Annotated in this window: 19 protein-coding genes; 15 read left to right on the top strand and 4 right to left on the bottom strand. The window is 73.3% G+C overall.

Going from position 1 to position 17,638, the window contains the following annotated elements; translation table 11 throughout:
* Positions 1–123 precede the first annotated feature (123 nt).
* Positions 124–993 carry a 3-hydroxybutyryl-CoA dehydrogenase gene (locus ACFWJ4_RS30190; RefSeq protein ID WP_380549382.1) on the bottom strand — a complete coding sequence of 290 codons (870 nt, stop codon included), beginning with the start codon at positions 991–993 and terminating at the stop codon, positions 124–126.
* Positions 994–1,299: 306 nt separating this feature from the next.
* Between ACFWJ4_RS30190 and ACFWJ4_RS30185 the strand changes: the two genes are divergently transcribed.
* Entirely contained in the window at positions 1,300–2,118 is an 819-nt protein-coding gene (locus ACFWJ4_RS30185) for an SDR family oxidoreductase (protein WP_359905945.1), read from the top strand.
* A 9-nt stretch (positions 2,119–2,127) separates the two neighbouring features.
* On the opposite strand, the gene ACFWJ4_RS30180 is transcribed toward ACFWJ4_RS30185, so the two are convergent.
* Positions 2,128–3,042, bottom strand: a complete 915-nt coding sequence (locus ACFWJ4_RS30180) for a polysaccharide deacetylase family protein (RefSeq protein ID WP_380549379.1) — start codon at positions 3,040–3,042, stop codon at positions 2,128–2,130.
* A gap of 212 nt (positions 3,043–3,254) precedes the next feature.
* Between ACFWJ4_RS30180 and ACFWJ4_RS30175 the strand changes: the two genes are divergently transcribed.
* From ACFWJ4_RS30175 to ACFWJ4_RS30165, 3 genes are all read left to right on the top strand, one after another.
* On the top strand, positions 3,255–4,139 hold the full coding sequence (locus ACFWJ4_RS30175; RefSeq protein WP_380549376.1) for an SAM-dependent methyltransferase: 885 nt from the start codon (positions 3,255–3,257) through the stop codon (positions 4,137–4,139).
* Positions 4,140–4,251: 112 nt separating this feature from the next.
* Complete coding sequence (locus ACFWJ4_RS30170; RefSeq protein ID WP_380549373.1) at positions 4,252–4,806, top strand: HD domain-containing protein; 555 nt, start codon at positions 4,252–4,254, stop codon at positions 4,804–4,806.
* Positions 4,807–4,851: 45 nt separating this feature from the next.
* Positions 4,852–5,358, top strand: a complete 507-nt coding sequence (locus ACFWJ4_RS30165) for an FBP domain-containing protein (protein ID WP_380549370.1) — start codon at positions 4,852–4,854, stop codon at positions 5,356–5,358.
* A gap of 47 nt (positions 5,359–5,405) precedes the next feature.
* Here the strand turns inward: ACFWJ4_RS30165 and ACFWJ4_RS30160 are convergent, their stop codons facing one another.
* Positions 5,406–5,780 carry an RNA-binding S4 domain-containing protein gene (locus ACFWJ4_RS30160; RefSeq protein WP_380549367.1) on the bottom strand — a complete coding sequence of 125 codons (375 nt, stop codon included), beginning with the start codon at positions 5,778–5,780 and terminating at the stop codon, positions 5,406–5,408.
* Positions 5,781–5,810: 30 nt separating this feature from the next.
* Positions 5,811–6,221 (bottom strand): VOC family protein, encoded by a 411-nt coding sequence (locus tag ACFWJ4_RS30155; RefSeq protein ID WP_380549364.1) that lies wholly within the window; start codon positions 6,219–6,221, stop codon positions 5,811–5,813.
* 126 nt (positions 6,222–6,347) lie between these two features.
* On the opposite strand from ACFWJ4_RS30155, the gene ACFWJ4_RS30150 reads away from it, so the two are divergent.
* The 11 genes from ACFWJ4_RS30150 (at position 6,348) to ACFWJ4_RS30100 (ending at position 17,632) form a co-directional block, all read left to right on the top strand.
* Entirely contained in the window at positions 6,348–7,514 is a 1,167-nt protein-coding gene (locus ACFWJ4_RS30150; protein ID WP_380549388.1) for a methyltransferase, read from the top strand.
* A 93-nt stretch (positions 7,515–7,607) separates the two neighbouring features.
* A complete protein-coding gene (gene argC, locus ACFWJ4_RS30145) occupies positions 7,608–8,636 on the top strand; it encodes an N-acetyl-gamma-glutamyl-phosphate reductase (RefSeq protein WP_380549361.1) in 1,029 nt (342 codons plus the stop codon).
* Positions 8,633–9,805: a bifunctional glutamate N-acetyltransferase/amino-acid acetyltransferase ArgJ gene (gene argJ / locus ACFWJ4_RS30140; protein WP_380549358.1), complete on the top strand. Its 1,173-nt coding sequence runs from the start codon at positions 8,633–8,635 to the stop codon at positions 9,803–9,805. The genes argC and argJ overlap by 4 nt, the downstream gene beginning before the upstream one ends.
* A gap of 157 nt (positions 9,806–9,962) precedes the next feature.
* Positions 9,963–10,838, top strand: a complete 876-nt coding sequence (gene argB, locus ACFWJ4_RS30135; RefSeq protein WP_380549385.1) for an acetylglutamate kinase — start codon at positions 9,963–9,965, stop codon at positions 10,836–10,838.
* The gene (locus ACFWJ4_RS30130; protein ID WP_380549355.1) at positions 10,835–12,067 is read left to right on the top strand and encodes an acetylornithine transaminase; all 1,233 of its coding nucleotides are present in this window, start codon (positions 10,835–10,837) and stop codon (positions 12,065–12,067) included. Before argB ends, ACFWJ4_RS30130 begins: the two co-directional genes overlap by 4 nt.
* A gap of 23 nt (positions 12,068–12,090) precedes the next feature.
* On the top strand, positions 12,091–12,639 hold the full coding sequence (locus tag ACFWJ4_RS30125) for an arginine repressor (RefSeq protein ID WP_359905973.1): 549 nt from the start codon (positions 12,091–12,093) through the stop codon (positions 12,637–12,639).
* A gap of 125 nt (positions 12,640–12,764) precedes the next feature.
* Entirely contained in the window at positions 12,765–14,189 is a 1,425-nt protein-coding gene (gene argH, locus ACFWJ4_RS30120; RefSeq protein ID WP_380549352.1) for an argininosuccinate lyase, read from the top strand.
* Between the two features lie 167 nt (positions 14,190–14,356).
* Entirely contained in the window at positions 14,357–14,614 is a 258-nt protein-coding gene (locus ACFWJ4_RS30115; RefSeq protein ID WP_359905979.1) for a hypothetical protein, read from the top strand.
* 215 nt (positions 14,615–14,829) lie between these two features.
* Positions 14,830–15,330 (top strand): GNAT family N-acetyltransferase, encoded by a 501-nt coding sequence (locus ACFWJ4_RS30110; RefSeq protein WP_359905982.1) that lies wholly within the window; start codon positions 14,830–14,832, stop codon positions 15,328–15,330.
* A 551-nt stretch (positions 15,331–15,881) separates the two neighbouring features.
* Positions 15,882–16,907 carry an ATP-binding cassette domain-containing protein gene (locus tag ACFWJ4_RS30105; RefSeq protein WP_359905985.1) on the top strand — a complete coding sequence of 342 codons (1,026 nt, stop codon included), beginning with the start codon at positions 15,882–15,884 and terminating at the stop codon, positions 16,905–16,907.
* Positions 16,904–17,632 (top strand): methionine ABC transporter permease, encoded by a 729-nt coding sequence (locus tag ACFWJ4_RS30100; protein WP_359905988.1) that lies wholly within the window; start codon positions 16,904–16,906, stop codon positions 17,630–17,632. The genes ACFWJ4_RS30105 and ACFWJ4_RS30100 overlap by 4 nt, the downstream gene beginning before the upstream one ends.
* Positions 17,633–17,638 lie beyond the last annotated feature (6 nt).

The raw sequence follows: 17,638 nt of genomic DNA, 5'->3' as shown, positions 1-17,638 counted from the left end.
CCCCGTTTTTGGTATGCTCCCCCCCCCCCCCCCCCACAAACACCGCCCCCCCCCCCCCCCGGCCCGCGCCCGGGGGCCCGCCCCCCCCCCCCCCGCGCCCCGCCGTCCGTCCCGCCGCGGGCGTCAGGCGCTCGCGGTGTAGTCGTAGAAGCCCCGGCCGGACTTGCGGCCCAGCAGGCCGGCGTCGACCATCCGGGAGAGCAGCGGGGGAGCGGCGTACAGCGGCTCCTTGTACTCGTCGTACATCGACTCGGCGATCGAGACGATGGTGTCCAGGCCGATCAGGTCGCACAGCCGCAGCGGGCCCATCGGGTGGGCGCAGCCGGCCTCCATGCCCTTGTCGATGTCCGAGGCGGTGGCCACGCCCGTCTCGAACATCCGCACCGCGGACAGCAGGTACGGCACCAGCAGCGCGTTGACCACGAAACCGGCCCGGTCACGGGCGCGGATCGGCTCCTTGCCGAGCACCTGGGAGGCGAAGGCCTCGACCCGCTCGGTGGTGGTCGCCGAGGTGGTCAGGGTCGGGATGACCTCGACCAGCTTCTGCACCGGCGCCGGGTTGAAGAAGTGCAGGCCGATCACCTGCTCCGGGCGGCTGGTGGCGGCGGCCAGCTTCACGATCGGGATCGAGGAGGTGTTGGAGGCGAGGATCGCGTCGCGGCGCTCGACCACCCGGTCCAGGGTCTCGAAGATCCGGACCTTGATGTCCTCGCGCTCGGCGACGGCCTCGACCACCAGGTCGCGGTCGGCGAAGTCGGACAGCTCGACGGTGAAGGACAGCCGGCCCAGCGCCTCGTCCCGCTCCTCGGGCGTCAGCTTGCCCCGCTTGACGGCCGTCTCCAGGGAGTTGGTCAGCCGGGTGCGGCCGAACTCCAGCGCCTCACCGCTGGCCTCCGACACCAGGACGTCCAGCCCGGCCCGGGCGAAGACCTCGGCGATTCCCGACCCCATCAGGCCGCAGCCGATCACTCCGACGCGCGCGATGTCACTCACTCAGTTGCCCTTCGACGGTGCTGGGGGTCGCCCAGCCAGCGGGTGGCCCAGCGAGCTGCTGGACAACGGGCCGGTGTGCCGGAATGGGTGCACCGGTCACCGCCCCGACGACGTTACTACTCCGTACCGGCCAGTAGGTCACCCCCTCCCCGGCAGGGTGCCACGGCCGGGAGTCCCCCGAACGAGTGAGGCGGCGACCCCGGACCCGTGTGCCCGGGCCCGGCTCCGCCCGGCGCCCGACAGAATGCCGCAGACGGGGGCCGGGGGCGGAAGAGGACAGGGCCGGGCACGCGAAGGGAGTACGGGGTGTCGACGGGATCGCTCGCAGGACAGGTCGCCCTGATCACCGGGGCCGGCCGGGGCATCGGCCGGGAACTCGCCATCGGCCTGGCCGCCGAGGGGATGTCCGTCGGCCTGGTCGGCCGCACCCACGAGACACTGACCGACACCCTCAAGGAGTGCGTCAGGCGCGGCGCCCGGGGCGTCGCCGTGACCGCCGACGTCACCCGCCCCGGCTCGGTGCGCGAGGCGGTCCGGCTGGTCGAGCGCGACCTCGGGCCGATCGACCTGCTGGTCAACAACGCCGGCCTGGTCGACCGCGCCGAGGTGCCGCTCTGGGAGACCGACGCCAACCAGTGGTGGCAGGTGATCGAGACCAACCTGCGCGGCCCCTACAACCTGCTGCGCTGCGTGCTCCCCGGCATGGTCGCCCGCCGGCGCGGCCGGGTGATCAACCTCAACTCCGGCTTCGCCCTGCGCCCGGACGGCGACTACACCGCGTACGCCACCTCCAAGGGCGCGCTGCTCCAGCTCTCCGACAACATGGCGGACTCGCTGGCCCGCAACGGCATCGTCGTCCTCGACATCAGCCCGGGCGCGGTGGCCACCGACATGACCGCCGGGATGCCGATGTTCAAGGGCACCACGGACTGGGGCTCCATCCCGTACATGGTCGCGGTCACCGTGGACGCGGCCCGAGGCCGCTTCGACGGGCTGCACGGGCGCTTCATCCACGCCGGCCGGGACGACCTGGAGGAACTGGTCAACCGGGCCGACGCGATCCGCGCCGCGGACGCCCGCACGCTGCGGCTGCGCCCGTACAAGGACGACGACCCGATGCTCTGACCAGGGCGTTCAGGCGCAGAGCTGGCTGGCGGTCACCGGCTTGAGTCCCGCCTTGGCGAGGCCGTCCAGGATGCCGGGCAGCGCGTCCACCGTGCACTGGTGCCCCATGTGCAGCGCCACCACCGAGCCGCCGCGCACCGAGTTCAGCACCCGGCGCTGCAGCTCGGCGGCCGAGGGGTCGTTGTAGTCGCGCGGGTCGACGTCGAAGGACAGCACGTGCTCGTACCCGACCGCCCTGGCCTGCTCGCGCACCATCGGGGTGGCGTACTGCGCGGCGGAGGGCCGGAACCAGCGGCCGATCGAGCCGGTGAGCCGCTGCAGGCGCTCGGCGCACTGGGCGATCTCGGCGCGCGCCTGGTCGGGCGCCATGGCCGAGATGTTGAGGTGGTTCTGGGTGTGGTTGCCCAGCTCGTGGCCGCCGTCCAGGATCCGCCGGGCCATCTGCGGCTGCTGGTCGAGCCAGCTGCCGACGACCATCACGGTCACCTTGGCGCCGCGCTGCTCGGCGGCCTCCAGCAGGGCGGTGGCCAGCTTCGGGTCGCCGCTGCCGTGGAAGGTGAGCGCCACGTTCCTCCCGGTGCGCGGCCCGTACGCGACCTCGGCCGGGGTGCCGGGCGCGAGCGGCGGCAGCACGGGCGGGGCCGGCGGCGCGGAGGGCTGGGCGGCGGCCGCGGCGGCGGTCGGCCCACCGTCGGGCCCGGGCTCCGCCGGGGCGGTGGGCGCGGGGGAGGCCGGGCCCTCCGCGCCGTTCCAGGCCGGGTCGGTGGTGTGCTGCGGGTCCACGGTCCCGGGGTGCGCGGCAAGTGCCCCCGGGTCGGCCCGGCGGAGCGTTCCGGTGCCGCAGGCGGTGAGCAGGCCGCCGGTGGCGGCGAGGGCGGCGATCCGGGCGGTGGCGCGCAGTACGGTGCGGCGGTCGGCAGTCATCGGCAGCCAGCATAGAGAGGACGGCTCCGGCGGGCGATCCGACCCGACCGGGCCCGCACCGGCTTTGACGTGCACACACTCTGTGACCGGGTGTTGCGTAAACCTGAACTCCCGCTGTTTCCGCGGTGTGTCCTTGGATACGATCACCGCGCACCGCGAGTTGACCGGCGGTGGCCAAACTCTTCCGGCATTGCGCATTGGGGGCGGACAGGATGTACGAGGACGGCGCGGCGACCGGCCGGAGCACGGACACCGAGTGGGACTGGGCCAGAGCCGAGGACTGGCAGCCCCCGAGCGAGCTGGACACCGGCGTCCCGCACACCGCCCGGATGTACGACTACTACCTCGGCGGCAAGGACAACTTCGAGGCCGACCGCAAGGCCGCCCAGGCCGCGATATCCGCCTACCCCGCGCTGCCGCTGCTGGCCCGCACCAACCGGCAGTTCCTCGGCCGCGCCGTGGAGTTCGTCGCGAGCCGGGGCGTGCGCCAGTTCGTCGACATCGGCACCGGCATCCCGGCGGTCGGCTCCACCAACGAGGTCGCCCAGCGGGTCGCCCCGGACGCCCGGGTGGTGTACGTGGACAACGACCCGATCGTCGCCACCCACGCTCGCGCCCTGCTGGCCGGCCACCCCGCCGGGCACACCTCGGTGATCGAGGCCGACCTGCGCGACCCGGCCGCGATCCTCGGCCACCCCGCGCTGGCCGGCGCCGTCGACCTCTCCCGGCCGGTCGCGCTGATGCTGGTCGCCGTGCTGCACTTCATCCGCGACGAGGAGGGTGCGCAGCAGATCGTCCGCACCCTGCGCGACGCGCTCGCCCCGGGCAGCGCGCTGATCCTCTCCCACGGCAGCCCCGACTTCGCCTCCCGCGAGAGCGCCTCCGAGGGCACCCGCATCTACCGCAGCGCCAGCGCCCCGCTCGTGCTGCGCCCGCGCTCCGGCGTCGAACCCTTCTTCGGCGACTTCGAGTTCGCCGGCCCCGGGCTCGTCCAGCTCCCGCTCTGGCGCCCCGTCGCGGGCCACGTGCCCACCTCCGAACTCCCCGAGGGCTGGCAGGACGTCTCGGCGTACGCCGGCGTCGCCTTCAAGAAGTAGCCCCGAGCGTCCCTCGGGGTCCGGTCCCGGTGCCCCCCTCCTGTGCCGGGACCGGACCGTCGAAGCCTGGGGCGCGTCTGACAGTCCCTCACCGCCGTGGGTACCCTGCGGCGTGACCACCACCGACCTGCCGCCGCTGCCCCCCGGCGTCGCCGAACTGCTGCGGGCCGTCGACGCCCCGCCCCGCCTGGTCGCCCACCTCGCCCTGGTGCACGAAGTGGCCGGGGAGATCGTCGGCTTCTGCGCCCGCGCGGGCCTGGCCTTCGACCACGAGGCCGTCCTGTACGGCGCCGCCACCCACGACATCGGCAAGACCGTCCACCCCGAGGAGCTCTCCGCCGCCGGCTCCCTGCACGAGCCCGCCGGGTACGCCCTGCTGCTCGCCCGCGGCGTCCCCGAGCACCTCGCCCGCTTCGCCCGCGGCCACGCGAGCTGGGACGGACCCGGCGTCACCGTCGAGTCACTGCTGGTCAGCCTGGCCGACAAGGCCTGGAAGAACAAGCGGGTCCCGGACCTGGAGGACCTGGTGGTCGAGCGCCTCGCCGCCGCCGGCGGGCAGGAACACTGGGAGGCCTTCCTCGCCCTGGACGACCTGCTCACCCGGATCGGCGAGGACGCCCCGCGGCGGCTCGCCGTCCAGGCCGCCCACCCGGTGCGGACCGGGTGAAAATCGGCGCGACACGACGGGCGGGCCGGTGTTAGCTTCCGCGACATGGAACCCCTGAGCGAGAACGAGATCCGCGCGTCCTTCGTCAACTGCTCCAAGGGCGAGGCCTGCCGGCTCAACCTGCCCCGGGGCCTGGCGGAGCTGCCCTGGGAGCACCTGGACTTCCTCGGCTGGCGGGACCAGGGCGCGCCCGACCGGGCGTACCTGGTGGCGCCGTACCAGGGCGAGCCGGTCGGCCTGACGCTGCGCTCGCCGGTGATCCGGCGCAGCCTGACCAAGACCAACGTGTGCTCGCTGTGCATCACCGCGCACGCCGGGTCCGGGGTCGCGCTGCTCGCCGCCCGCCGGGCCGGGGCGGCCGGGCGCGAGGGCAACACGGTCGGCACCTACATCTGCGCCGACCTCGCCTGCTCCCTCTACGTGCGCGGGCTGAAGAAGTCCACCCTGGTCACCCGGCCCGACGAGTCGCTGCCGCTGGAGCTGCAGATCGACCGGACGGTGGGCAACCTCGGCGGCTTCCTCGCCAAGGTGCTCGCCACCGCTGCCGTGTAACGGTTCCGGGCCTCTCCGCGCCCGGGCACTGTCCGTGCCCGCGCGGCTCAGGTCCCGCGCAGCTGGTCCAGCTCGCGGCGCTCCCGCTTGGTCGGCCGCCCGGCCCCCCGGTCCCGCGTCCCGGCCGCCGCGACGAACTCGCGCGGCGGCCGCGGCGGGCTGTTGTCGACCAGGCACTGCGCCGCGACCTCGGCGCCGACCCGCTTGCGGATCAGCTTCTGCACCACCACGACCCGTTCGTGGCCCTCCTCGCGGACCCGCACCTCGTCCCCGGGCTTCAGCGCCTGGGCCGGCTTGGCCCGCTCGCCGTTCACCTTGACGTGCCCGGCCCGGCAGGCGGCCGCCGCCAGCGCCCGCGTCTTGACCAGCCGGACCGACCAGATCCAGCTGTCCACCCGCACGCTTCCCTCGTGTTCAGCCATCCCCGGAGCCTACCCAAGGCCGGCCGCCGGTCAGCCCCGGGCGGTGCGCGGCGCCTCCTGGACCGCCCAGCCGTTCCCGTCCGGGTCGTTGAAGAACACGAAGTTGTTCCACGCCTCGCCGTGCCCGTCCGCCCGGCCCCCCGCCACGAAGTGCTGGACCGGGCTGACCGCCACGCCCCGCGCCGCCAGTTCGGCGTGCGCCCTCTCGATGTCCGGCACCACCAGCTGGAGCCCCTTGACCGATCCGGGCGGAGAGTCGATCACCCCCTTGCCCACCACGATGGAGCAGGACGAGCCGGGGGGCGTCAGCTGGACCACCCGGATCCCGTCCCGCAGCAGGGTGTCGTGGTCGACGGTGAACCCGGCCTGCTCCTCGTAGAAGAGCTTCGAGCGGTCCACGTCCGACACCGGGACCACCACGACTTCGAGTTTCCACTCCATCGCCCTCACCCCTCTCGGTCGGGCTCTTCCAGTATCCGTCCGTAATCGCTCCCGGGGGCCGTCGGATAGCCTGAGAACACGATGAATCCCCAGACCACGCCCGCCGCGACCCCGCCGGACACCGCCTTGGCCACCCCGTGGGGCGCCTTCGAGCTCACCCGTTTCCCCGTGGACCCGCGCGAGCGGCTGCGGGCCTGGGACGCCGCCGACGAGTACCTGCTGCGCCACCTGGCGGGCGAGGCCGACAGCGCGGCCGGCGCCGCGACGGAGCTGGCCGGCCGTACGGTCGCCGTCCTCGGCGACCGCTGGGGCGCGCTGACCACCGCGCTCGCCGAGTACCGGCCGGTCCAGATCACCGACTCCCACCTCGGCCGGCAGGCCACCCTGGCCAATCTGGCCCGGGCCGGCGCCGCCGTCGACGAGACCCGGCTGCTGACCACCCGGGACGCCCCGCCGGAGCGGATCGACGTGCTGCTGGTGCGCGTCCCCAAGAGCCTGGCCCTGCTGGAGGACCAGCTGCACCGGCTCGCCCCCGCGCTCCACGAGGGCACCGTGGTGATCGGCTCCGGCATGGTCACCGAGATCCACACCTCCACGCTCCAGCTCTTCGAGCGGATCCTCGGGCCGACCCGCACCTCACTGGCCGTGCGCAAGGCCCGGCTGATCCTCTGCACCCCGGACCGGGCGCTCGACGCCGGTCCCAACCCGTGGCCGCACCGCTACGCGCTGCCGGCGGACATCGGTGCCGCCTCCGGCCGTACGGTCGTCAACCACGCGGGCACCTTCTGCGCGGACCGGCTGGACATCGGCACCCGCTTCTTCCTGGCCCACCTGCCCGTCCCCGCCCCCGGCGCCCGGGTGGTGGACCTCGGCTGCGGCAACGGGGTGGTCGGTACGGCCGCCGCGCTGGCCGGGCCCGGCGCGGAGCTGGTTTTCGTGGACGAGTCGCACCAGGCGGTGGCCTCCGCCGAGGAGACCTTCCGCACCAACCTGGGCCCGGACGCCCCGGCCGGGTTCCTGACCGCCGACGCCCTGGCCCCGGACGTGGTCGCCGCCGGCTCGGTGGACCTGGTGCTCAACAACCCGCCGTTCCACTCCCACCAGGCCACCACCGACGCCACCGCCTGGCGGATGTTCACCGGCGCCAAGCGGGCGCTGCGGCCCGGCGGGGAACTCTGGGTGGTCGGCAATCGCCACCTCGGCTACCACGTCAAGCTGCGCCGCCTCTTCGGCAACTGCCAACTCGTCGCCGGTAACCCCAAGTTCGTGGTGCTGCGGGCCGTCAAGCGCTGACCGGGCCGCCTCGCCCCGGCAGGGTCCGGCACGCACTCCTTGCATGAATTTTCCGCCACGCGTATATTCATGCCACGACTAAGGAGGAACGCCATGGCATTGCGAGTCGCCGTCGCCGGCGCGAGCGGTTACGCGGGCGGCGAGGTGCTGCGCCTGCTGCTCGGCCACCCGGAGATCGAGATCGGGGCGCTGACCGGCGGCTCGAACGCGGGCACCAGACTGGGCGCGCTCCAGCCGCACCTCCTCCCGCTCGCCGACCGCGTCCTGGAGGCCACCACCCCCGAGGTGCTGGCCGACCACGACGTGGTGTTCCTGGCGCTGCCGCACGGCCAGTCCGCCGCCGTCGCCGAGGAGCTCGGCCCGAACGTCCTGGTGATCGACTGCGGCGCCGACTTCCGGCTCAGGGCCGCCGCCGACTGGGAGCAGTTCTACGGCTCCGCGCACGCCGGCACCTGGCCCTACGGCCTGCCCGAACTCCCCGGCCACCGCGCCGCGTTGAAGGGCAGCAACCGGATCGCCGTGCCCGGCTGCTACCCGACGGCCGTCTCCCTGGCGCTGTTCCCCGCCTACGCCGCGCAGCTCGCCGAGCCGGAGGCCGTGGTGGTCGCCGCCTCCGGCACCTCCGGCGCCGGTAAGGCCGCCAAGCCGCACCTGCTGGGCAGTGAGGTGATGGGCAGCGTCAGCCCGTACGGCGTCGGCGGCGTCCACCGGCACACCCCGGAGATGGCGCAGAACCTCACCCCGCTCGCGGGCGAGCCGGTCTCCGTCTCCTTCACCCCCACCCTCGTCCCGATGCCGCGCGGCATCCTCGCCACCTGCTCGGCCAAGGCCCGGCCGGGGGTGACGGCGCAGAGCCTGCGCGCCGCCTACACCGAGGCGTTCGCGGACGAGCCCTTCGTCCACCTGCTGCCCGAGGGGCAGTGGCCGCAGACCAGCAGCGTCTACGGCGCCAACACCGCCCTGGTCCAGGTCGCCCTGGACACCGCCGCCGGGCGGATCATCGCGATCAGCGCGATCGACAACCTGGTCAAGGGCACCGCCGGCGGCGCGGTGCAGAGCATGAACATCGCCCTCGGTCTGCCCGAGGAGCTCGGCCTTCCCGTGAACGGAGTCGCACCGTGAGCACGACCACCAACGTCGGAGTGACCGCAGCCAAGGGCTTCCGCGCCGCCGGCGTGACCGCCGGCATCAAGGCTTCCGGCACTCCCGACCTCGCCCTGGTGGTCAACGACGGCCCCTCGCTCGCGGCCGCCGGCGTCTTCACCGCCAACCGGGTCAAGGCCGCGCCGGTGCTCTGGTCCGAGCAGGTCCTCAAGGGCGGCCGGGTCTCCGCGGTCGTCCTCAACTCCGGTGGCGCCAACGCCTGCACCGGCCCGCTCGGCTTCCAGGACACCCACGCCACCGCGGAGAAGGTCGCCGCGGAGCTGGGCCTCGGCGCGGGCGAGGTCGCCGTCGCCTCCACCGGCCTGATCGGGGTACGGCTGCCGATGGACATCCTGCTCCCCGGGGTCGCCCTGGCCGCCGGCGAGCTCGGCGAGGACGGCGGCGAGGCCGCCGCGATCGCCATCAAGACCACCGACACGGTGCACAAGACCGCCCAGTACACCAGCCCGGCCGGCTGGACGGTCGGCGGCATGGCCAAGGGCGCGGGCATGCTCGCCCCGAGCCTCGCCACCATGCTGGTCGTCCTCACCACCGACGCCGACCTGGACAGCGCCGCCCTGGACGCCGCACTGCGCGACGCCACCCGCACCACCTTCGACCGGATCGACTCCGACGGCTGCATGTCGACCAACGACACCGTGCTGCTGCTGGCCTCCGCCGCCTCCGGCACCACCCCGGAGCAGGCCGAGTTCGCCGAGGCCGTCCGCACGGTCAGCGCCGACCTGGCCCGCCAGCTGATCGGCGACGCGGAGGGCGCGAGCAAGGAGATCCGGATCGACGTCACCGGCGCCGCCACCGAGGACGAGGCGGTCGAGGTCGCCCGGACGATCAGCCGCAACAACCTGCTCAAGTGCGCCATCCACGGCGAGGACCCCAACTGGGGCCGGGTGCTGGCCGCGATCGGCACCACCTCCGCCGCCTTCGACCCGAACGAGCTGGACGTCGCCATCAACGGCGTCTGGGTCTGCAGGGCCGGCGGCGTGGGCGAGGACCGCGACCTGGTGGACATGAAGGGCCGCGAGGTCGTCATCACCGCGAACCTCAACGCCGGTACGGCGGGCGCCACGCTGTGGACCAACGACCTGACGGCCGACTACGTTCACGAGAACAGCGCCTACTCGACCTGATCCGCGTCACTTCGTCCGCGACACCCTGATCCGCGACACCTGATCCGCGATATCCTCCCCCAGCCTGCGGCCGGGGGACCCCCATCGACGAGGGAAACCCGTGCAGATCGCACCCAAGGGCGAACAGGCCCGCAACAACACCGCGTTGCCCAAGGCCATGACGCTGATCGAGGCGCTGCCGTGGCTGGAGCGCTTCCACGGCAAGACCGTCGTGATCAAGTTCGGCGGCAACGCGATGGTGGACGAGAGCCTCAAGGCCGCCTTCGCCCAGGACGTCGTCTTCCTGCGCTACGCCGGTCTGCACCCCGTCGTGGTGCACGGCGGCGGCCCCCAGATCAGCGCCCAACTCGACCGGCTGGGCCTGGAGTCGAGCTTCACCAACGGCCTGCGGGTCACCACCCCGGAGACCATGGACGTGGTCCGGATGGTGCTCGCCGGCCAGGTGCAGCGCGAGCTGGTCGGCCTGCTCAACGGGCACGGCCCGTTCGCGGTCGGCATGACCGGCGAGGACGCCCACACCATGACGGCGGTCAAGCGCTACGCGGTGGTGGACGGCGAGCAGGTCGACATCGGCCTGGTCGGCGACATCGTCAACATCGAGGCCGGCGCGGTGAAGGCGATGATCGCCGACGGCCGCATCCCGGTCATCTCCTCGATCGCCCGCGGCACCGACGGCCACGTCTACAACATCAACGCCGACACCGCCGCCTCCGCCCTCGCGGTCGCGCTCGGCGCCGAGATGCTCGTCGTCCTCACCGACGTCGAGGGCCTCTACAAGGACTGGCCGAACTCGGACGACGTGATCAGCCAGCTCACCGCGAGCGAGCTGGAGGAGCTGCTGCCCGACCTGGCCAGCGGCATGCTCCCCAAGATGGAGGGCTGCCTGCGCGCCGTCCGCTCCGGCGTGGGCACCGCCCGCGTCCTGGACGGCCGGGTCCAGCACAGCCTGCTGCTGGAGATCTTCACCGACGAGGGCATCGGCACGATGGTCGTGCCGGACGACGAAGCGACCGTGACCGGGGGACTGGCATGACCGGCGGGACCGACACGACCGACGTGACGCACAACGAGCAGCTCGCCCAGCGGTGGCAGCACTCCTTCACCGACAACTACGGCACCCCCCGCATCCCGCTGGTGCGCGGCGAGGGCAGCAAGCTCTGGGACGCCGACGGCAAGGAGTACACCGACCTGCTCGGCGGCATCGCCGTCAACGCCCTCGGCACCGCCCACCCGGCCGTCGTCGAGGCCGTGAGCCGGCAGATCGCCACCCTCGGCCACGTCTCCAACCTCTTCATGGCCGAGCCCACCATCGCCCTCGCCGAGCGGCTGCTGGAGCTGGACGGCCGCCCGGGCGGGCGGGTGTTCTTCTGCAACTCCGGCGCCGAGGCCAACGAGGCCGCCTTCAAGATCAGCCGGCGGACCGGCCGCACCCACCTGGTCGCCCTCCAGGGTGCGTTCCACGGCCGCACCATGGGCGCCCTCGCGCTCACCGGCCAGCCCGCCAAGCAGGACCCGTTCCGGCCGCTGCCCGGCGACGTCACCCACGTCCCGTTCGGCGACGTCGAGGCGCTGCGCGCGGCCGTCACCACCGGGACCGCCGCCGTCTTCCTGGAGCCGATCCAGGGCGAGAACGGCGCCGTCCCGCTGCCCGAGGGCTACCTGCGGGCGGCGCGCGAGATCACCCGGGCCACCGGCACCCTGCTGGTCCTGGACGAGATCCAGACCGGTGTCGGCCGCACCGGCCACTGGTTCGCCCACCAGGCGTACGAGGGCGTGGAGCCGGACGTGGTCACCCTGGCCAAGGCGCTCGGCGGCGGTCTGCCGATGGGCGCGGTGCTCGCCTTCGGGCCGGCCGCCGAACTGCTCACCCCGGGCCAGCACGGCACCACCTTCGGCGGCAACCCGGTGGCCGCCGCGGCCGGGCTCGCGGTGCTGGACACCATCGAGTCCGAGGGTCTGCTGGAGCACACCCGCAAGCTGGGCGAGCGGCTGCGGCACGGAATCGAGGCGCTCGGCGACCCGCTGGTCTCGCACGTGCGCGGGGCGGGCCTGCTGCTCGGCATCGTGCTCACCGAGCCGGTCTCGGCGCGGGTCCAGGCCGCCGCGCAGGAGGCGGGTTACCTGGTCAACGCGGCCGTCCCGGACGCCGTCCGGCTGGCCCCGCCGCTGGTGCTGACCGAGAAGGAGGCGGACGCCTTCCTGGCCGCGCTGCCGGGCATCCTCCGGACGGTGCGCGAGAGTGCCCCGGCCGATGCGAGTTGACCGTCGTCCGGGAGAATAATCACATGACCGCTTCCCGCTCCGGCTCGTCCGCCGCCGGCCCGACGCCGCAGGTCCCGCAGACCCGCACCGCGCGCCACCGGCGGATCGTGGACCTGCTCACCCGCCAGCCCGTGCGTTCGCAGAGCCAGCTCGCCAAGCTGCTCGCCGACGATGGACTCGTGGTGACCCAGGCCACCCTCTCCCGGGACCTGGACGAGCTGGGCGCGGTCAAGATCCGCAACCGGGACGGCGCGCTGATCTACGCCGTCCCGGCCGAGGGCGGCGACCGCACGCCGCGCGCGCCGATGGGGGAGTCGGCCAGCGAGGGCCGGATGGCCCGGCTGGCCGGCGAACTCATGGTCTCCGCGACGGCCTCCGGCAACCTGGTGGTGCTGCGCACCCCGCCGGGCGCCGCCCAGTTCCTGGCCTCGGCGATCGACCAGGCCGAGGTCTTCGAGATCATCGGCACCATCGCCGGCGACGACACCGTGCTGCTGATCAGCCGCGACCCGGCCGGCGGCCAGGCGCTCGCCGACCACCTCATGCAACTCGCCCAGGCGAAGGCCCAGTAGCGCCGCGCAGCGCCCGACCTCGACGAACCCCGGCCGACGGAGAACCCTCCGGCCGGGGTTTTGTGTTTCATACGGCGTCGTGCATACTTATGCCGTCCACTGCACATGCATGAAGGAGTCACGCGATGACCGCCGAGCAGCCCTCCGACGTCCGCCTCTGGGGCGCGCGCTTCGCCGACGGCCCGTCCGAGGCGCTCGCCCGGCTCTCGGCCTCGGTCCACTTCGACTGGCGCCTCGCGCCGTACGACATCGCCGGCTCCAAGGCCCACGCCCGGGTCCTGCACAAGGCCGGCCTGCTCTCCGACGAGGAGCTGGCCGGCATGCTGGGCGGCCTGGACCGGCTGCTGGCCGACGTCCGGGCGGGCACCTTCACCGGCACCGTCGCCGACGAGGACGTGCACACCGCCCTGGAGCGCGGCCTGCTGGAGCGCCTCGGCCCCGACCTCGGCGGCAAGCTGCGGGCCGGACGCTCGCGCAACGACCAGATCGCCACCCTGTTCCGGATGTACCTGCGGGACCACGCGAAGACCATCGGCAGCCTGCTGCTCGACCTCCAGCAGGCCCTCGTCGGCCTCGCCGAGGCGCACCCGGACACCGCGATGCCGGGTCGCACCCACCTCCAGCACGCCCAGCCGGTGCTCTTCGCCCACCACGTCCTCGCGCACGTGCAGGCCCTCGGCCGGGATGCCGAGCGGCTGCGCCAGTGGGACGCCCGCACCGCCGTCTCGCCGTACGGCTCCGGCGCGCTGGCCGGCTCCTCGCTCGGCCTCGACCCGCAGGCCGTCGCCGCCGAGCTCGGCTTCGAGGGCGGTTCGGTCGGCAACTCCATCGACGGCACCGCCTCGCGCGACTTCGTCGCCGAGTTCGCCTTCGTGACCGCGATGGTCGGCGTCAACCTCTCCCGGATCGCGGAGGAGGTGATCATCTGGAACACCAAGGAGTTCGGCTTCATCACGCTGCACGACGCCTTCTCCACCGGCTCCTCGATCATGCCGCAGAAGAAGAACCCGGACATCGCCGAGCTCGCCCGCGGCAAGTCCGGCCGGCTGATCGGCAACCTTACCGGCCTGCTGGCCACCCTCAAGGCGCTGCCGCTCGCCTACAACCGGGACCTTCAGGAGGACAAGGAGCCGGTCTTCGACTCCTGCGACACGCTGGAGGTGCTGCTGCCCGCGTTCACCGGGATGATGGCCACCCTCACCGTGCACCGGGAGCGTCTGGAGGAGCTGGCCCCGGCCGGCTTCTCGCTCGCCACCGACATCGCCGAGTGGCTGGTCAAGCAGGGCGTGCCGTTCCGGGTCGCGCACGAGGTGGCCGGCGCCTGCGTCAAGGTCTGCGAGGCCGAGGGCATCGAACTGTCCGACCTGACGGACGGGCAGTTCGCCGCGATCTCGGAGCACCTGACGCCCGAGGTGCGCTCGGTGCTCAGCGTCCACGGCGCCATCGCCGCCCGCGACGGGCGCGGCGGAACGGCCCCCTCGGCGGTCGCGGTCCAGCTCGCCGAGGTGAAGGCGGACCTGGCGCGGCAGCAGGAGTGGGTCCAGGGCTGACCCCTCGCGGGCGGCCGGTCCGCCGACGGAGGGGTCGACCCCCGGCGCGACGGGATCGACCCCCGGTGCGACGGGGGAGGGGCGCGGCGGTCCGACCGGCGCGCCCCTTCGGTGTCCGCGCCCCGGCCCGGGCGTAACCGGCCCCGCCCCGGGCCGTCATGCACGGTGTGTGCACCCCCCTCCCACCCGCCCCCTCCGCCGAGGACGTCTACCTCGCCGAAGCCCGCCGCCGCGCGGTCCGCGAGACCGTCGCCGCCCTGCCCGGCCGCTGTCCGCAGCTGATCGCCGCGCTCGCCGAGGACCCGCCGCCCACGTACCGTGAGCTCTCCGAGCGGCTCGGCATGCCGCGCGGCTCGATCGGCCCCACCCGCTCGCGCTGCCTGGCCTGCCTGCGGATGCTGCTCCACGCGGAGCGCTACCCCTGAGCGCCACCCCCGAGCAGCCCGTGCGACCGGGCGGAACCCGTGCGGCACGGGAGGTGACCCTGCTCACGTCCGCCCCCGCGAAGGTTGAGCGGAGCTGACACCCGGGTAGAGCGCTGGCGAACGCAGCTCTTGACGGTGGTGCGATCACTCGGATACTGAGCGTGAGCGCGCCACCCTCTGCGCGCCGGGCACGACGACTGGGGAGGCCCCTCCACATGGGCATGAGCGTGATCATCTCGGCTGCGGAGGCCGAGGACGCGGAGCAGATCCTCAAGCTCCAGTACCTCGGCTACCAGCCCGAGGCCGAGCTGTACGGCGACTGGGCGATCGAGCCCCTGACGCAGAGCCTGGAGAGCCTGCGCGCCGAACTGTCCGAGGACCACTTCCTGGTCGCCCGGCTGGGCGACGAGGTGGTCGGCACCGTCCGCGGCCGCGTCGGCGACGACGGCGTCGCCCGGATAGGGCGCCTGGTCGTCCACCCGCGGATGCAGCGCCACGGCCTCGGCGGCCGCCTGCTGGACGCGCTGGAGCGCCGCATGGCCCAGGAGGGCCCGGTGAGCGCCTACCGGCTGTCCACCGGCCACCGCAGCCTCGGCAACCTGCGGCTGTACGCTCGACAGGGGTACCGCCAGACCGGGGTCGAGCAGATCACCAGCCGGCTGAGCTACGTCCACCTGGAGAAGCCCGCCGCGACGCCGCTCGCGGCGACGGCCTGAGCCCGCCGCCCCGCGCACGTTTCCCGGCGCCGCCACCATCCGGACCACCGGTGGCGGCGCCGAGCCGTATCCATGCAGGTCACAGGGGTATGTGTCCGCATTGCGGACAGCTTCGCCAAACAATTGGGCGGAATTCGACCCATCTGTTTTACTGGCTCACATGACTGCGACGACGAACTGGACCCCCACCGGCACCCTGCCGGCAGGTGAGCGTGCCATGTGTCGTCGAATGTGTCACTGCTGAGGGCCACCCCCCCGGCGCCCCACTGAGGGCGCCTCCCCCTCGCGCCCCGAAGCGAGACTCCGGCAGCGCTCCCGCCCGTGCGAGCGCGCCCCTCCTCCCGGACCCCTTCCCTCGTCGTGCCCGCATCCGCGCGGGTGCCGTTGACCCGTTAGGGCCACGCCGTCGCGCGGCCCCGGCGTCCAACGGCCACGATCGAGGGACGCCAGATCCGGACCCTCCTGGCGCAGCGCCGTGAGGTCGCCCCGCCGACCGCAAGCAGGTCGGGCGGTCGACCCGCGCCGCCCGCCCCGACCCACGGAAAGCCGCTGTGATCACCACCACGGACCTGACGAAGGTCTACCGTTCCCGAGGCCGCGAGGTGACCGCCCTCGCCGGTGTCGACCTGCACGTCCGCCCGGGCGAGGTCTACGGAGTCGTCGGCACCAGCGGTGCCGGCAAGTCCACCCTCATCCGCTGCGTGAACATGCTGGAGCGCCCGTCCTCCGGCACGGTCACCGTGGACGGGGTCGAGCTGACCGCGCTGGCCGGCGGCGAGAACCGGGCCGGCAAGGAGCTGCGCGAGGCCCGCCGCCGGATCGGCATGGTCTTCCAGCACTTCAACCTGCTCTCCTCGCGGACGGTGCAGCAGAACGTCGAGCTCCCGCTGGAGATCATCGGCCTGGACCGCACCGAGCGCCGCCGCAAGGCCGCCGAGCTGCTCGACCTGGTCGGCCTGGGCGACAAGGCCCGCAGCTACCCCAACCAGCTGTCCGGCGGCCAGAAGCAGCGCGTCGGCATCGCCCGGGCGCTGGCCGGCGACCCCAAGGTGCTGCTCTCCGACGAGGCCACCTCGGCGCTCGACCCGGAGACCACCCGCTCGATCCTCAAGCTGCTGCGCGAGCTCAACCAGCAACTGGGCCTCACCGTCCTGCTGATCACCCACGAGATGGACGTCATCAAGTCCGTCTGCGACTCCGCCGCCCTGATGCGCGGCGGCCGGGTGGTCGAGTCCGGCGAGCTCACCGACCTGCTCGCCAGGCCCGGCTCCGAGCTGGCCCGCGAGCTGTTCCCGCTCAGCGAGTTCGGCACCGGCCACCCCGGCTCCACCGTGCTGGAGATCACCTTCCAGGGCGACAGCTCGGCCCAGCCCTTCGTCTCCCAGCTCGCCCGCACCTACCAGATCGACATCAACATCCTCGGCGCCGCGGTGGAGACCATCGCCGGCCGGATGGTCGGCCGGATGCGGGTCGAGCTGTCCGGCGGCCACCAGGACAACGTGGTGCCGATCGGCTACCTGCGCGAGCAGGGCCTGCAGGTGGACGTGATCGGTGCGACGGACGGAGCGGTGGCATGACCTGGGACGAGATGTGGGCCCTGATGGGGCCCGCCACGCAGGAGACCTTCCAGATGGTCGGGGTGTCCGCGGTCGTCACCGTCCTGCTCGGCCTGCCGCTGGGCGTGCTGCTGGTGCTCACCGACAAGGGCGGCCTGCTGGCCAACCGGGCCGTCAACAAGAGCATCGGCTTCGTCGTGAACCTCGCCCGGTCGGTGCCGTTCATCATCCTGATGATCGCGCTGATCTCCTTCACCCGCTGGCTGGTCGGCACCTCCATCGGCTGGCAGGCGGCGACCGTGCCGCTGACCATCGGCGCCATCCCGTTCTTCGCCCGCCTGGTCGAGACCTCCGTCCGTGAGGTCGACCGGGGCCTGGTCGAGGCGGTCCAGTCGATGGGCGGCAGCACCTGGACGATCGTCCGCAAGACCCTGCTGCCCGAGGCCCTGCCCGGCATCGTGGCCTCGGTCACCACCACGGTCATCACCCTGATCAGCTACTCCGCGATGGCCGGCACGGTCGGCGGCGGCGGCCTCGGCACCCTCGCCGTCAACTACGGCTACCAGCGCTTCGAGACCACCTTCATGTGGGTCATCGTGGCCGAGCTGGTGATCATCGTCACCGCCGTCCAGCTGATCGGCGACTTCGTCGTCCAGCGGCTCTCCCACCGCGGGCGCACCGGCGGCCGGACCCGGCTGCTCGGCCGCTCCCGGACGACTCCCGACGAGGACCTCGTCGCCTCCTAGACCTCC

The sequence above is a fragment of the Kitasatospora sp. NPDC127067 genome, assembly GCF_042724755.1.
GTDB lineage: Bacteria > Actinomycetota > Actinomycetes > Streptomycetales > Streptomycetaceae > Kitasatospora > Kitasatospora lactacystinica.
Note: the sequence above shows the minus strand (reverse complement) of the source record. Positions and strands in the feature narration are given on the sequence as shown.

What these genes read in the sequence shown, in the direction of transcription:
- ACFWJ4_RS30175 (WP_380549376.1), top strand. Translation starts at nt 3,255, where the DNA reads ATGTACGAGGACGGCGCGGCGACCGGCCGGAGCACGGACACCGAGTGG.
- ACFWJ4_RS30180 (WP_380549379.1), bottom strand. Translation starts at nt 3,042, where the DNA reads ATGACTGCCGACCGCCGCACCGTACTGCGCGCCACCGCCCGGATCGCC.
- ACFWJ4_RS30110 (WP_359905982.1), top strand. Translation starts at nt 14,830, where the DNA reads ATGGGCATGAGCGTGATCATCTCGGCTGCGGAGGCCGAGGACGCGGAG.
- ACFWJ4_RS30130 (WP_380549355.1), top strand. Translation starts at nt 10,835, where the DNA reads ATGACCGGCGGGACCGACACGACCGACGTGACGCACAACGAGCAGCTC.
- ACFWJ4_RS30100 (WP_359905988.1), top strand. Translation starts at nt 16,904, where the DNA reads ATGACCTGGGACGAGATGTGGGCCCTGATGGGGCCCGCCACGCAGGAG.
- ACFWJ4_RS30125 (WP_359905973.1), top strand. Translation starts at nt 12,091, where the DNA reads ATGACCGCTTCCCGCTCCGGCTCGTCCGCCGCCGGCCCGACGCCGCAG.
- ACFWJ4_RS30155 (WP_380549364.1), bottom strand. Translation starts at nt 6,221, where the DNA reads ATGGAGTGGAAACTCGAAGTCGTGGTGGTCCCGGTGTCGGACGTGGAC.
- ACFWJ4_RS30165 (WP_380549370.1), top strand. Translation starts at nt 4,852, where the DNA reads ATGGAACCCCTGAGCGAGAACGAGATCCGCGCGTCCTTCGTCAACTGC.
- argC (WP_380549361.1), top strand. Translation starts at nt 7,608, where the DNA reads ATGGCATTGCGAGTCGCCGTCGCCGGCGCGAGCGGTTACGCGGGCGGC.
- argH (WP_380549352.1), top strand. Translation starts at nt 12,765, where the DNA reads ATGACCGCCGAGCAGCCCTCCGACGTCCGCCTCTGGGGCGCGCGCTTC.
- argB (WP_380549385.1), top strand. Translation starts at nt 9,963, where the DNA reads ATGACGCTGATCGAGGCGCTGCCGTGGCTGGAGCGCTTCCACGGCAAG.
- ACFWJ4_RS30160 (WP_380549367.1), bottom strand. Translation starts at nt 5,780, where the DNA reads ATGGCTGAACACGAGGGAAGCGTGCGGGTGGACAGCTGGATCTGGTCG.